This is a genomic window from Olivibacter sp. EAT-5 (genome assembly GCF_044784325.1).
Classification (GTDB): Bacteria; Bacteroidota; Bacteroidia; order Sphingobacteriales; family Sphingobacteriaceae; genus Olivibacter; species Olivibacter oleidegradans.
On record NZ_CP173028.1, the window covers coordinates 4,613,736 to 4,629,076 of the forward strand.

At 40.0% G+C, this 15,341-nt stretch carries 12 protein-coding genes; all 12 read left to right on the plus strand.

Translation table 11 applies throughout. The annotated features are described in order from the left end of the window. The first annotated feature begins 258 nt into the window (after positions 1-258). Complete coding sequence (locus tag ACH11B_RS19175; RefSeq protein WP_013666776.1) at positions 259-1,869, plus strand: CTP synthase; 1,611 nt, start codon at positions 259-261, stop codon at positions 1,867-1,869. 65 nt (positions 1,870-1,934) lie between these two features. After that, positions 1,935-3,764, plus strand: a complete 1,830-nt coding sequence (gene yidC, locus ACH11B_RS19180; protein WP_130857721.1) for a membrane protein insertase YidC — start codon at positions 1,935-1,937, stop codon at positions 3,762-3,764. A gap of 92 nt (positions 3,765-3,856) precedes the next feature. Further along, positions 3,857-5,044, plus strand: a complete 1,188-nt coding sequence (locus tag ACH11B_RS19185; protein ID WP_130857720.1) for a PAS domain-containing sensor histidine kinase — start codon at positions 3,857-3,859, stop codon at positions 5,042-5,044. A gap of 48 nt (positions 5,045-5,092) precedes the next feature. Then, entirely contained in the window at positions 5,093-6,136 is a 1,044-nt protein-coding gene (locus ACH11B_RS19190) for a response regulator (RefSeq protein ID WP_149105705.1), read from the plus strand. Positions 6,137-6,274: 138 nt separating this feature from the next. Continuing rightward, positions 6,275-6,706 carry a lactate dehydrogenase gene (locus ACH11B_RS19195; protein WP_130857718.1) on the plus strand — a complete coding sequence of 144 codons (432 nt, stop codon included), beginning with the start codon at positions 6,275-6,277 and terminating at the stop codon, positions 6,704-6,706. 9 nt (positions 6,707-6,715) lie between these two features. Further along, the gene (gene hemN, locus ACH11B_RS19200; protein WP_130857717.1) at positions 6,716-8,065 is read left to right on the plus strand and encodes an oxygen-independent coproporphyrinogen III oxidase; all 1,350 of its coding nucleotides are present in this window, start codon (positions 6,716-6,718) and stop codon (positions 8,063-8,065) included. Positions 8,066-8,068: 3 nt separating this feature from the next. Further along, on the plus strand, positions 8,069-10,465 hold the full coding sequence (locus ACH11B_RS19205; RefSeq protein ID WP_289553061.1) for a heavy metal translocating P-type ATPase metal-binding domain-containing protein: 2,397 nt from the start codon (positions 8,069-8,071) through the stop codon (positions 10,463-10,465). Beyond that, on the plus strand, positions 10,465-10,662 hold the full coding sequence (ccoS, locus tag ACH11B_RS19210; RefSeq protein ID WP_013666783.1) for a cbb3-type cytochrome oxidase assembly protein CcoS: 198 nt from the start codon (positions 10,465-10,467) through the stop codon (positions 10,660-10,662). Before ACH11B_RS19205 ends, ccoS begins: the two co-directional genes overlap by 1 nt. A gap of 83 nt (positions 10,663-10,745) precedes the next feature. Beyond that, complete coding sequence (gene ccoN / locus ACH11B_RS19215; protein WP_377608987.1) at positions 10,746-12,857, plus strand: cytochrome-c oxidase, cbb3-type subunit I; 2,112 nt, start codon at positions 10,746-10,748, stop codon at positions 12,855-12,857. Between the two features lie 10 nt (positions 12,858-12,867). Further along, complete coding sequence (locus ACH11B_RS19220) at positions 12,868-13,053, plus strand: hypothetical protein (RefSeq protein ID WP_013666785.1); 186 nt, start codon at positions 12,868-12,870, stop codon at positions 13,051-13,053. A 9-nt stretch (positions 13,054-13,062) separates the two neighbouring features. Further along, on the plus strand, positions 13,063-13,917 hold the full coding sequence (locus ACH11B_RS19225) for a cbb3-type cytochrome c oxidase N-terminal domain-containing protein (RefSeq protein ID WP_130857714.1): 855 nt from the start codon (positions 13,063-13,065) through the stop codon (positions 13,915-13,917). 27 nt (positions 13,918-13,944) lie between these two features. Beyond that, complete coding sequence (gene ccoG, locus ACH11B_RS19230) at positions 13,945-15,330, plus strand: cytochrome c oxidase accessory protein CcoG (RefSeq protein ID WP_130857713.1); 1,386 nt, start codon at positions 13,945-13,947, stop codon at positions 15,328-15,330. The last annotated feature ends 11 nt before the right edge of the window (positions 15,331-15,341 follow it).

The following is a 15,341-nucleotide window of genomic DNA, read 5'->3' on the forward strand; positions in this document are numbered from 1 at the left end:
GCCCATCGTCCCATTGGCTAATTATCACATCGGCTAATTATCCCATTAGCTAATTATCACGTCGGCTATTCATCCCGTCGGCTAATTAACGACTCCCTTACTTAACCATTCAACAACTCAACTACTTACGATATTTGCTAAGAATTAATCAATATATGACAAAAAAGACCAAAAAAAATTCTACTTTTGTACCCCGTACAAGAACATGCTGTAATTGCATTACATAAATAAACAGCAATAATTTCCATTTTTTATATCATGACCAAATACATCTTTGTTACGGGCGGTGTTACTTCATCTTTAGGTAAAGGTATTATTTCAGCTTCATTAGCAAAACTACTTCAAGCGAGAGGATACCGGGTTACTATTCAAAAATTTGATCCATACATTAATATTGATCCAGGTACCTTGAATCCCTATGAACACGGCGAGTGTTATGTGACTGAAGACGGTGCGGAGACCGACCTTGACCTAGGGCACTATGAGCGATTTTTGAATACACCGACATCACAAGCTAACAATGTGACAACCGGTCGTATTTACCAGCATGTGATTGAACGGGAGCGTGCGGGCGACTATCTTGGTAAAACGGTTCAAGTGGTACCTCATATCACCGATGAAATTAAACGTCGGATGCGTCTGCTGGGCGAGACAGGAGAATACGATATTGTTATCACCGAATTAGGAGGCACCGTAGGAGATATTGAATCGTTGCCATTTATAGAAGCGGTAAGGCAATTGCGTTGGGAACTAGGCAACAATGACTCGCTGGTAATCCATTTGACTCTTGTGCCTTATCTTGCTGCTGCGGGCGAACTCAAAACAAAACCAACCCAACACTCGGTTAAGATGCTATTGGAGTATGGTATACAGCCTGATATTTTGGTGTGTAGAACCGAGCATCGTATAGGTCATGATATCCGGAAAAAAATTGCCTTGTTCTGCAATGTAAACATTAATGCTGTTATTGAATCGGCTGACGCCTCATCGATTTATGATGTTCCGCTTTTAATGTTGAAAGAGCAGCTTGATAAAACCGTACTGGCGAAACTTAAGCTTTCCAATAAAAATGAACCTGATTTAGAGAACTGGAAGGCCTTTCTGGGAAGAGTGAAAAACCCAACCGCAGAGGTTAAAATAGGTTTGGTGGGTAAATATGTGGAGCTTCCGGATGCATACAAATCAATCAATGAATCCTTTATCCACGCAGGCGCTCAGAACGAATGTAAGGTAACGGTAAGAAGCATAGCTGCAGAGAGTGTTAATAACGACAATGTTGAAGAGAAATTAAAGGGCTTAGATGGCGTATTGGTGGCTCCCGGCTTTGGAGAGCGTGGCTTGGAAGGCAAAATTGCTGCTATCAAATATGTGCGGGAAAATAATATTCCGTTTTTTGGTATTTGCTTGGGCATGCAGGTAGCGGTGATCGAGTTTGCAAGAAATGTATTAGGATTGAAAGATGCCAATAGTTATGAGATGGATAAAAAAACCAAACATCCGGTTATTAACTTAATGGAAGATCAAAAAAATATAAAAAACATGGGAGGAACTATGCGTCTTGGGGCCTATCCCTGTGAGCTAAAAAAAGGTACCAAAGCGTCTGCCATTTATGGGAAGCAGCGTATCAGTGAGCGACATAGACATCGTTATGAATTTAACAATGACTATCTAAAACAGTATGAAAAAGCGGGCATGATTGCATCGGGTATCAATCCGGATAATAATTTGGTGGAAATCATCGAACTGAAAGACCATCCATTTTTTGTGGGTGGACAATTTCATCCGGAATTAAAGTCTACAGTAGCAAATCCTCACCCACTTTTTGTTAACTTTGTGGCCGCTTCTTTAATAAAAGCGGGGAAACGGTAACAATTTGAAATAAATATAGTCAATTTCAATAAATATATTTTAGACTGATTCAGTAATATTAAAAGATGGATAGAAATACCTTTACTGGCCTGTTCCTGATTATGATCATCTTGGCAGGTTCGGTATTTTTTATGAAACCCTCGGAAGAGGAGATTAAAAAGGAACAACAGCTACAGGATTCCATAGCGCAGGCCAAAAGTCCTGAAACAAAAAAAACGACGGATAGTCTTTTTGCAGCACAACAAGGTTTAGAGGCCTCTACAGTAGATTCGACGCAAATGTCGGGTCCTTTTGGTGGCGCGAAAGTAGGAAACGAAGAACTTATTTCACTTGAAAATGAATTTATCAAAGCAACAATCAGTACAAAGGGTGGCCGCGTTAAATCTGTTGAAGTAAAAGGAGAAAAAGATTACCTTGGAAAACCTTTGGTATTATTTGGAGGTGACAAAAATCGCTTTGGTTTACAGTTTTCAACGGCCGGTGTCAACATTAATACGAATGACCTTTATTTTATTCCGCAGGCTAAAGAGCCCATTGTGGTAGAGAATACGGATTCGGCTTCTTTGGTTATGCGACTGTCTTATGCTGAGAATAAATATATCGACTATGTCTATAGCCTGAAAGGTAACAGCCATCAGTTAGGATTTACCATTGTAACCAAAGGTATGCAAGATGTGGTGGCTCCTACCGAGACTAAATTAGTACTGAATTGGCAAGCCGATCTTCCGCAGAAAGAAAAAGATATGAAGGATGAGCGGAATCGTTCGACCGCTTACTTTAAGGAATTTGACGGCGATGTTAATGAATTAAGTACCACCAAGGATGAAACAAAGGATGTAGGAAAAACTGATTGGATATCCTTTAAGCAGCATTACTTTTCTAATGTCTTGATCGCAAAGAATAGCTTTAATGGAGGTACGCTTAAGGTAAGCACTGTTAATAGTGACGAAATTGTAAAATCGTTTGCTGCTAATATGAGCCTTGATTTTAACAGACAGGACGTTAATACGTATCCAATGTCTTTTTACTTTGGACCTAATAAGTTCAGCATATTAAAGGATCAAGGACACGATTTGGAAAAGCAGATCAATATGGGTTGGGGACCAATGAAATGGATCAACCGCTTTATTACGCTACCAGTGTTTAACCTATTGGAAGGCTTTAATTGGAACTATGGTCTCATTATTTTGGTGTTGACGGTATTATTAAAGATTGTACTTTCTCCGCTTACCTATAAGTCCTATGTTTCGATGGCTAAAATGCGGGTACTGAAGCCTGAAATGGATGAGATTAAAGCAAAGGTAGGTGAAGATAACCAAACATTATTACAGCAGGAATATCTTAAACTCTACAAACAAGCCGGTGTGAATCCGATGGGAGGCTGTATTCCGATGCTTTTACAAATGCCTTTCATGATCGCCTTCTTCTTTTTCTTTCCTAATCTTTTTGAACTGAGGGGGGAAAGTTTTTTATGGATGAAAGATCTGTCAACCTACGATTCAATAGTTAATTTTCCGATGATCCCGATCATCAATATAAATCACATTAGTTTAATGTGTATATTGATGACTTGTGCCACGCTACTATCCACCTGGTATAACAATATGGTGTCCGGAGCAACAGGACAAATGAAATATATCGGTTATTTTATGCCATTAATATTTTTCTTTGTATTGAATAGTTATCCTGCGGGTCTTAATTATTACTACTTCTTATCGACCTGTTTAACGTTTGTAATACAGTTCTTCATTAGACAATCAATTAATGATGAGAAGATACACGCGATGATACAAGCCAATAAAAAGAAACCTGAGGCAAGTAAAAAATCAACCTTCCAAAAAAGAATGGAAGAGTATATGCGTCAGCAACAACAAGCGGGCAAAAATAAAAAATAAAATTTTGCACTTGAAAGAAATCGGAAGGCGCGTTTCAACGCGCCTTTTTTGTTACGGTAAAAGTGTTTATATTGGGTGCTTAAGGTGCTTATATGGAAACAGGGAAATTACTTGAGGCGATTATTCGCAATGCGATTGATGGTATTATTACAATTGACAACAAAGGGATTGTAGAGTCAATCAATCCGGCTGCTATGGCCTTATTCGGTTACTCCGATAACAGCGAAATCATTGGTAATAATATCTCGATGTTAATGCCCGAACCCGACCGCAGTCGGCACGATTCATATATCCACAATTACCTGACGACCGGTGTAAAACATATTATAGGAATAGGTCGTGAAGTAAGAGGAAAACGTCGAGATGGGACGACCTTTCCGTTTCGTTTAGCAGTAAGTGAAGTGAATTATAAAGATCGGAAAATCTTTACGGGTTTTATTCATGATCTTTCTAAGCAAAAAGAGGCTGAAGAGAAATTGAAAGAATATACCGCGGAACTAGAGATGAAGGTTACAGAACGAACCAAGGATCTTATTAAACTGATTGGTGAGTTAGAGGAAGCTAAAGCGGATGTTAGCCTATCTTTAGAAAAGGAAAAGGATCTTAACCAAATGAAATCCCGATTTGTTTCTATGGCTTCTCATGAATTTAGAACTCCCCTTAGCTCCGTACAACTTTCAGCATCTTTAATTGAAAAGTATCTGGACAAACATGATTTTGATAATATTACCAAGCATACGAACAAAATTAAAGGGTCCGTTCAATTGCTTACGAATATTCTCAACGATTTTCTATCCTTGGAACGTCTGGAAGCAGGAAAAGTCACTGCTGTTGAGGAAGAAGTCAATTTAATCAGATTAGCAGAAGATATTATTGAAGAAATGCAGCTTTTGGCAAAGCAGAATCAACATATTGTTTACCAGCATACCGGCGAGATTGGCAAATTTCGGATCGACCCAAATCTTCTTAAGAATAGCATTCTTAATCTCATTTCAAACGCTATTAAATATTCGGGTGAAAACACGTTTATTGAGTTTAATAGCGAAATAAACGGAGATTCCTGTATTATTACGATCAAAGATAATGGGATAGGAATTCCATTTGATGAACAAAAAAACCTGTTTGAACCCTTTTTTAGAGCGAATAACACAGGAAATATTCCAGGGACGGGGCTTGGATTGAATATCGTAAAGCGATACGTACATTTAATGAAAGGTGAAGTAATGTGTAAGAGCGAAGTTAATAAAGGAACGACTTTTACATTGATCTTTAAAAATTAATTAGTTAATGGTTTCATGTCTTTGGTAAGCAGATAAAAAATAGTTTTCATGAAAAACGTATTGATCATTGAAGATAACGATGATATTAGAGAAAGCACAGTGGAGATTTTGGAACTGGCCGGGTATCGGGTGTTTAGTGCTACAGAAGGCAGATCAGGTGTTGAACTGGCGCTAAAAAATAAACCTGATATTATACTTTGCGATATTATGATGCCTAACCTGGATGGTTACGGTGTTTTGTTCCTGTTAGGAAAGCATCAGGAAACTGCAAGCATTCCCTTTATTTTCCTTACAGCAAAGGCAGAGCGTGCCGATATGCGAAAAGCAATGGAAATGGGGGCCGATGATTACCTGACGAAACCTTTTGATGATGTAGAATTGCTTAATGCGATCGAAACGAGACTTAGAAAGAAGGAGATTACTGATAAAAGGAAGCCCTTGCATATAGCAAGTGAAGAAGATCAAAATCATCTCCTCAACGATTTGCATCTTAAAGGAAGGGCAAAAAATTATAAAAAAAAGCAGAGCATTTATGAGGAAGGGGATAAACCACTTTATATCTACAAGGTTAAATCCGGAAAAGTTAGGAGCTATCTCTTTTATCATGATGGACGCGAATTATCTACTAATATCTTTACAACGGGGGATTACTTTGGTTATGAGGCACTTTTGGCACACGAAAAATATTCTGATAATACCCAAACGATTGAGGAAACGGAACTATGTTTGATTAATAAGGATGTATTTTTTGAGCTGCTATACCAAAATCCGGCCATTGCTCAGAAATTTATTGGTTTACTTTCTGAAAACATACGGGAAAAGGAGGAGCAATTATTACGGTTGGCCTATCACACCGTACGAAAAAGGGTTGCCGATGCCTTGGTGGTTGTATCGAAAAAATTTTTAGGAGACCAAAATGCCGACGAATGTGTGATCCGTATTTCCAGGGATGATCTGGCAGCCCTCGCGGGAACAGCTAATGAAACGATTAGCCGGACCTTAGCGGATTTTAAAGAGGAAAAATTACTTTCAAAAGAGGGGAATGCAATTCGTATTCATTCCATTTCTAAGCTGAGTACCATTAAACAATAATTATTGAAGTGTGTTTATCCTGTCATACAAAAAAGTAATGAATATTACTTTTTTGTATGACAGGATTCATCGTGTTCGTGCTCGATTCAATTTAGCTTTGTTTAGGCGCTATAAAAATAGCGATAACGAATCAGCACTATGAAAGCCACCGCTTACAGTATAAATGTCGATGAAAAAGAACACCTTGTTCGATCAAATGCCAAAACGCATGATTTAACGCTTATTTCGAATGCGTTGAATGCTTCCACTCTACCTTATTGCGCAGGAAAGACTGTTATTATTATTTCCGGAACAGATGTTTTGGACAAGTCCTTACTTATTTCTCTCAAACAAATGGGCGTAAAGAATGTGATCACCCGATCGAAATCAACTGCCCATATCGACTTAGCAAGTGCTGCGGAACTAGGTATTAAAGTAGCCAATAATCCCAGCAACGATCAGTCGATTGAAAATACAGCCAAACAGACCATTCACAATTTAGATTTATGGGAGGCTGGCCGCTGTGTCGGCCGTGCCTGTTGCTGTCATGACTGCATTAGTACGAATAAACATAATACAGAAGAAATCTAGCAAAGTAGTATGGAAAAGCAATTGATCAACTGCGCGAAAAAATATAATATAGCTGCACCGCGTTATACGAGTTATCCGACTGTCCCATATTGGGTAACTACTGATTGGACAGTTGACCAGTGGGTATCAGCTATGCGAGTTGCCGCTAATGTGGCCGGTGAAATCAGTTTGTATATACATCTACCCTACTGTGAGCGATTATGTACCTATTGTGGTTGTAATACACGGATTACAAAAAATCATAGCGTTGAGAGACCTTATATCGATTCGGTACTTCAAGAATGGCAACTGTATTTGGCACAAATGAGCGTAAAACCAAAAATTGTAGATCTTCATTTAGGAGGTGGAACCCCAACTTTTTTTAGTCCGGAGAACTTAAGCTATCTCATCAAAGAAATTATCCAGTATGCGCATGTTGATGAACATGCAGCTTTTTCTTTTGAAGCCCACCCTGCAAATACAACACGTGAACACCTGGATGCATTGTTTGCGCTGGGGTTTCGACGTTTAAGTTTAGGAATTCAGGATTTTGACGCCGAAGTGCAACGTATAATCAATAGAAAACAAAGCCCTGCGGACGTTATTCGTGTTACGCAAGAAGCAAGACGAATCGGTTATACATCGATCAATTTTGATCTTATTTATGGCTTACCAAAGCAATCTTTGTTGCGGATTAAAGACACCATTCAAATGACTATCGCTATGCATCCGGATCGAATCGCTTTTTATAGTTATGCGCATGTTCCATGGATGAAACCAGGGCAGCGCCTATATACGGAAGATGATCTGCCATCGGATGAAGCAAAATTGGAACTCTATTATGTTGGAAAGGAGATGATTGTAAATGCGGGCTACATAGATATTGGCATGGACCACTTTGCTTTTCCGACCGATAGTTTAGCACTTGCAGCTAGAGTAGGTAAACTTCATCGCAACTTTATGGGGTATACCGATATCAGGCCTTCCCTCCTATTGGGACTGGGTGTTTCGGCGATCAGTGATGTAGGAACAGCCTACGCCCAAAATGTAAAAACAGTAGAAGAATACCGAGGCATGGTCGAAAAAGGACAGTTTCCGCTTCAAAAAGGCCATTTACAAACGGAGCACGATCTTTCCGTAAAAAAACAGATACTTCGCCTAATGTGTGAAGGTAGGCTTCCTTTGTCTGACGTACAAGGTTCACCGGGAGTTCTAAAAAGGCTAAAACCGCTTATTGCAGATGGTTTAGTTTTACTTGGAGCAAAAGAACTGATTGTAACAGATCTTGGTAAGTCATTCCTACGCGTTATTTGTATGGCTTTTGACGAATATCATCATGCTGAAACGGCAAATAAACCATTATTTAGTAAAGCTGTATAAGATATGACCCCGCTTAAGGACATACAAAAGGAACAGCATTGTTTCCATTGTGGTGACGTAGTTGTAAAAGCGAATTATGAGGTTGACGGCCATGATTTCTGTTGCTTAGGTTGCAAAAGCGTTTATCAGGTATTAAACCAGCATAAACTTACGCATTATTACAAGTACAATACACATCCAGGCATCTCCGTCCGTAAAGATAAGAGCCAGTACTTTTATTTGGCAGATGAAAGCATCGCAAATAGCTTGTTGGACTATAAAGATGATCATATAGCCGTCGTTACTTTTTATGTCCCTACTATACATTGTAGTTCTTGCATATGGTTATTGGAAAAACTTCATAAGCTTCATCGAGGTATAACCAACACACGTGCCGATTTTCTACGGAAAGAGGTACGTATTACATTTTGCCACGACATCATAAAACTAAAGCAACTAGTTGAACTACTCACAGAAATCGGTTATGCACCGATCATTACCCTGAAAGACACATCGTCGAAAAGGAAGAAAAAAGACAGCAATAGACTGGTGAGAAAAATAGCTGTTGCGGGTTTTTGTTTTGGCAATTCAATGATGATCAGTTTTCCGGAGTATTTTGGACTAGGGACTTTTGAGAGAAACTATGCCCAGCTATTTGGTGTTGTCAATTTGCTTTTTACCTTGCCCATTATGCTCTATAGCGGGCAAGATTATTTCGTTTCTAGTATTAAAAGTATCCGGCAAGGGCGTCTAAACTTAGATATTCCGCTCACTTTAGGTATAATCGTTCTTTTTCTTCGCTCTGTGTGGGAGATTTTAACTGGCTCGGGAGCTGGGTTTTCCGATACACTTTGTGGCTTACTATTCTTTTTACTGATTGGGCGATGGGTACAACAAAAGACGTATCATCATCTTTCATTTGAAAGAGACTACCGATCTTACTTTCCGGTAGCGGTTACCAAAATTGATGCAGGCGAAGAAAAAACAGTGGCATTGTCCGCGTTACAGGTTGGTGATCGTATTTTGATCAGAAACAATGAAATTATTCCGGCAGATGCGATTTTGTTAAAAGGAGCTGCCTGTATTGATTTCAGTTTTGTCACTGGTGAATCAAACCCTGTTGATAAAATACTTGGCGAAATTATTTATGCAGGTGGCAAACAAACCGAACAAGCAATTGAATTGGAGGTGGTGAAACCCGTGTCACAAAGTTATTTAACAAGCCTTTGGAATGATCAGAAAAATAAGAAAGGGCAAGTTTCCTTTCAATCGTTCAGCAATAAAATCAGTCGTTATTTTACACCCATTCTCTTATTGATTGCTTTTATAAGCTTATTTTTTTGGTTTTACATAGGCGAACCCGGGCGAGCATGGTCGGCCTTTACGGCCGTTCTCATTATCGGTTGTCCCTGTGCACTGGCTTTAAGCTCACCGTTTACGCTATCAGCGGTACTTAGCGTTTTTGATCGGAATGGTCTATTTATGAAGGATACCTTGGCTATTGAAAAAATGGCGGGGATCGACACGCTGGTGTTTGACAAAACAGGGACCATCAGTACGCTTCATCAGGAGGAACTCCCATTCAAAGGTAGCTTGCCAGCTACGGAAGCATCCATGGTGTTTTCTGTATGTCGAAATTCCAACCATCCACTCAGTCGTAAAATAGTTCAATCATTACAGGGTACTTGCGAAATGTTGCCGATAAGCTCTTATGCTGAAATACCGGGAAAGGGAATACGGGCGATCATAAAAAATAAGGAAGTTTTAATCGGAAGTTATTCTTTTGTTGTTGGTACCGATGAGCAGTTCTATAAAGGGCCTGGCACCTATGTACGAATTGGTGGACATGTAAGAGGTGTTTTCTCCATGGAGCAAAAATGGCGAGATGGACTGGAATCGCTTATCAAAGCACTCAGCAGTTCGTACGAACTACATTTGTTATCAGGGGATGTTGATCGAGATTCAAGCGCCTTATCGTCTATTTTTCCTCAGCGAGATTATTTGAATTTTAATCAGCTACCGGCCGACAAGTTGCATTACATAAGCGGCTTACAGCAAAATGGAAAAAAAGTTGCGATGATCGGTGATGGTTTAAATGATGCAGGAGCCCTCAAGTGTGCTGATTTAGGACTAGCGGTGAGTGATGATGTTAATAATTTTTCACCGGCTTGTGATGCCATTATGAGCGGAACATCTTTTAGTAAGTTCTGTCGGTTTCTCGGATTTTCAAAAAAAGCAATGCATATTATTTACTGTAGTTTTGCTATTTCCCTTCTATACAATATAGTGGGTATGTATTTCGCGACACAAGGCAATCTATCGCCCTTGTTAGCTGCGATTTTAATGCCTTTAAGCACCATCACCATTATTAGTTTCACCAGTTTGACAACCAGGCTTTATGCTCGTAAATATACTTTGTAATGAGCGCAATATTCTTTTTGATAGCTTGTAGTGTGTTCATCGCGTTATTCTTTTTAGGCGCTTTTTTTTGGGCGAATAAGAATGGACAACACGATGATACCTACACCCCGGCCATACGTATTCTTTTCGAAGATGATGTTATTTTCGATGGGCAAGAAAACGAAAAAGGGGTAGATGAGAGCGAATTAAATAAGTGATAACAATCACCTTTTAGTCCGATCAATATCACTCGTCGGCTATTTGGACCATCGTACTTTTACCTCCGTAAAAATACTAAACTATGCAGCTTGAAACATTCAATTACGATAACAAAATTGTAAGAAATTTTGGTATAGCCACTATTTTCTGGGGAATTGTAGGCATGTCTGTCGGACTTCTCGTAGCAGTACAATTAGTCTGGCCTTTCATGAATTTTAATACACCCTTTACAACCTTCGGAAGAATACGACCTCTACATACCAATGCCGTTATTTTCGCCTTTGTCGGTAACGGAATTTTCATGGGCGTCTACTACTCCCTACAGCGCCTTCTCAAGGCCCGTATGTATAGCGATTTATTGAGCCGTATTCACTTTTGGGGCTGGCAATTGATTATTCTCGCAGCCGCGATCACTTTACCGCTCGGTTTCACCACTTCACACGAATATGCTGAGCTTGAATGGCCAATTGACATTGCGATAACGCTTATCTGGGTCGTATTTGGCATCAATATGTTCGGAACGATTATCAAAAGACGCGAGCGTCATATGTATGTTGCCATCTGGTTTTATATAGCAACCTTCGTAACGATTGCAGTGCTTCATATCGTAAACTCCGTTGAATTACCGATTGCTGCTTGGAAAAGTTATTATTTATATGCAGGAGTACAAGATGCACTGGTACAATGGTGGTATGGCCATAACGCCGTGGCTTTTTTTCTGACAACACCCTATTTAGGTATGATGTACTATTTTCTTCCAAAAATGGCGAACAGACCGGTTTACTCGTATAAACTAAGCATACTCCACTTTTGGTCGCTCATATTTATCTATATATGGGCCGGGCCACACCATTTGCTGTATACCTCTTTGCCAAGTTGGGCCCAATCGTTAGGTGTTGTGTTTTCGATCATGCTGATCGCTCCAAGCTGGGGCGGTATGATTAATGGTTTATTGACCTTGAGAGGTGCTTGGGATAAGGTACGTACGGAACCTACTCTAAAATTTATGGTGGTTGCGCTAACTGCTTATGGCATGGCAACTTTTGAAGGACCGATGCTCTCTTTAAAACAGGTAAATGCAATTGCGCACTTTACCGATTGGATTGTAGCACATGTGCACGTAGGTGCATTGGGTTGGAATGGTTTCATGACCTTTGCCATTTTATATTGGGCTATTCCGAAGATATATGGCACGACTTTACACTCTAAAAAAATGGCTAGTGTGCATTTTTGGGTTGGTACCCTCGGTATTCTCTTTTATGCCATACCAATGTACTGGGCCGCGGTCGTTCAAGGGCTTATGTGGAAGGAATTTACGCCAGAGGGTGTGTTGAAATATCCCACTTTTCTGTCGACGACTCTACAGATCCTTCCTATGCATATGTTGCGGGCAATAGGTGGTGCTTTATACCTTAGCGGTGCTTTACTAATGACCTATAACCTTATTCGTACCATGCAGAAGGGGAAATTAATTGCCAATGAACCGGCAGAAGCGATGGCGCTTCCTCCCGTCCATACGAATGAGAAATCAATTCATAGAAGACTGGAACGTAAACCGGCACTTTTTATGGTCATTGCCCTTATTGTTATACTGATCGGTGGTATGGTTGAAATGATGCCAACTTTCATGATTTCATCGAATGTTCCTACCATCAGTAGCGTGAAGCCCTACACGCCTTTAGAACTGCAAGGTCGGGATATTTATATCCGAGAAGGTTGTGTTAATTGTCACTCACAGACCGTTCGTCCCTTTCGCTCAGAAACCGTTCGATACGGAGAGTACAGTAAGGCGGGCGAATTTGTCTATGACCACCCCTTTCTTTGGGGATCAAAACGCACAGGGCCCGATTTGCATCGTGTTGGTAAAAAATACCCAAATAAATGGCACTATGACCATTTGCTAGATGCTACCCTCACCTCACCAGGGAGTATTATGCCTCCTTATCCCTGGTTGATCAATCAAAAAATAGATACGGCGAGTACCGCTGCAAAAATTACAGCCATGCGTAAATTGGGCGTTCCCTACCCGAAGGAGTATGAAAATTACGCAAATAAAGACCTGCTACAGCAAGCGAAATCTATTGTAGACGATTTGAAACAAAGTGAGGTAGACGTGCTAAATGACCGAGAAATTATTGCCATAATAGCTTACTTACAACGGTTAGGTACGGATATAAAAGTAACTGAAAAATAAATATTTAAATATGTTTAAGCAAATAATAGATTTAGGAGGAGATGAGTGGTATCTTATCCTCTCGTTATGGATCTTCTTTGTGTTTTTTGTTTTTGTGGCCATATGGCTGTTTCGCATGAGAAAGCCATACAGCGATTACATGAGCCAACTTCCACTGGAAAATGAAAAAATGGAAAACGAACAGGTTTTAGATTAACGATCAGGTATGAATAACTTATTATTACAGATAAATAATGCGACGTCCGAAAGGGGCTGGGGAAGCGGAAATATCCATCAGGATGTTTTACTGATAAGCCTGTTAATCGTGGTGTTGACGGTGCTAATTGCGGCGATCGTACTAAATAAGGCGTTTAAGACGATTGTTCATGTGATGATGCCTGAAATTGAGGCTGCTGCGAAAGCGGCTACCAAGGCTAAACAAAAGGAAAAGCGTGCGCACTTAAAACAATGGTGGAATAATGTAATGGGATTACGTCCGCTTTCGGAGGAAGAAGACTTAGTAATTGACCATGCTTATGATGATATCAGGGAATTGGATAATCCAACACCCGCCTGGTTTATGGGGCTTTTTTACGCTACCATGGTATTTGGTGTCGTTTATTTATCCGTTTATCACGTTTTTGGTTGGGGGATGAATCAGAACGATGAATATAAGAAGGAAATGCGCGTGGCCGAACAAGAGCGTAAAGCCTATTTAGCGAGCCAAGTAGACAATGTGGATGAAAATTCCGTTGAAGTAGACAAAAGTCCGGAGGTAATTGCCGAAGGAAAGGCGATCTTCGATCAAAACTGTATTGCTTGTCATGGTGCCGTTGGAGAAGGGGGAATCGGTCCGAATCTCACGGACAATTATTGGCTTCATGGGGCTAGTATAAAAGACGTATTTAAGACCATAAAACGCGGCGTGCCCGATAAAGGCATGATCGCTTGGGAGCAGCAGTTATCACCTTCTAAAATAGCACAAGTAGCCAATTATATTTTATCACTTCAGGGTACCAATCCGCCAAACGCAAAGGCTCCCCAAGGAAATCTTAATGAACAGCATCAAAGCGCGAATTGAGCGATATGCTAATGAACAAAAGAACAGATGAAACAAATGGCCTTAGCAACCAATACACAAAAGAATAAGAGGCGCTGGATTTATGCAAAAAAGGTTACCGGTAGACTTTTCAGCTATCGACAATATGTCGGATATTTCCTGTTAACGCTGTTGTTACTAGCTCCCTTTCTCAAAATTGAGGGTGAACCTTTTTTAATGTTCAATATAATTGAGCGCAAGTTTTGTGTTTTCGGAGCGGTATTTTATCCACAGGATTTACACATTTTTGTATTTGGCATGCTGATAGCCATGGTCTGCATTGTGCTTTTTACGGTTGTATATGGGAGGGTTTGGTGTGGCTGGGCCTGTCCACAGACTATTTTTATGGAATTGGTTTTCAGGCGCGTTGAATATTGGATAGAAGGTGATGCCAACGAGCAGCGGCGCTTAAATGAAGGGGATTGGACCAAAGAGAAATTGATGAAAAAAATAAGTAAACATACCATGTTTTTTCTTATTTCCTTCGTGATTGCTAATTTACTTTTGAGCTACATTATCGGTATTGATATGCTTTTTTCTATCATAACCGAACCCGTACAGAATCATCTCGTCGGTTTTATTTTCATTATGCTGTTTACGCTCGTATTTTACGCGGTATTCAGCTTTGTTCGCGAAATTGTATGCACAACGATTTGTCCTTATGGACGATTGCAGGGGGTACTTCTGGATGAGCAGAGCATTTCCGTTGTCTATAACTATAAACGTGGGGAACCAAGAGGGCCTATTCGAAAAGGGCAAGAAGCCGACTTGCGTGGTGATTGTGTGGATTGTCACTTATGTGTGCACGTATGTCCTACCGGAATAGATATCAGAAACGGGATTCAGATGGAGTGCGTTAATTGCACCGCATGCATTGATGTGTGCAATGGAGTTATGGAAAAAATTCATCGTCCAAAAAATCTAATTGGTTTTTATTCACAGAATGAGATTGAATTTGGATCGGCGCAAAAGAAAAATAAACGTGCGGTTGCTTATAGTGCGGTTCTGGTTGTACTTATCGGTGTATTTTTGAGCTTGCTGATCACTAGAAATGTAGTAGACGGAACCTTGCTACGGGCAAGCGGTACAAGTTATATTTTCAGAGATGATGGTACTGTTACCAATCTGTATAATATGGAGCTTACAAATAAATCGTCCAAGGATATCCCTTTTGATCTTAGCTGCGTTGATAAGCATTTTTCAGTTCAAGTGCTTCAAGCTAAAAAGGTATTGGTACCAGGTGAAACGGTACGGTTTTCCCTATTCTTGATAAGACCTAAAAAATCTATCAACGTATATAAAACCGATGTCGTAGTAAATATTAGTTCTGAAGGGAAAATCCTGAAAAAAATGAGGACCAATTTTGTCGCACCGCCCGCAGCCTCACGTAAATAAAGATTGTATTA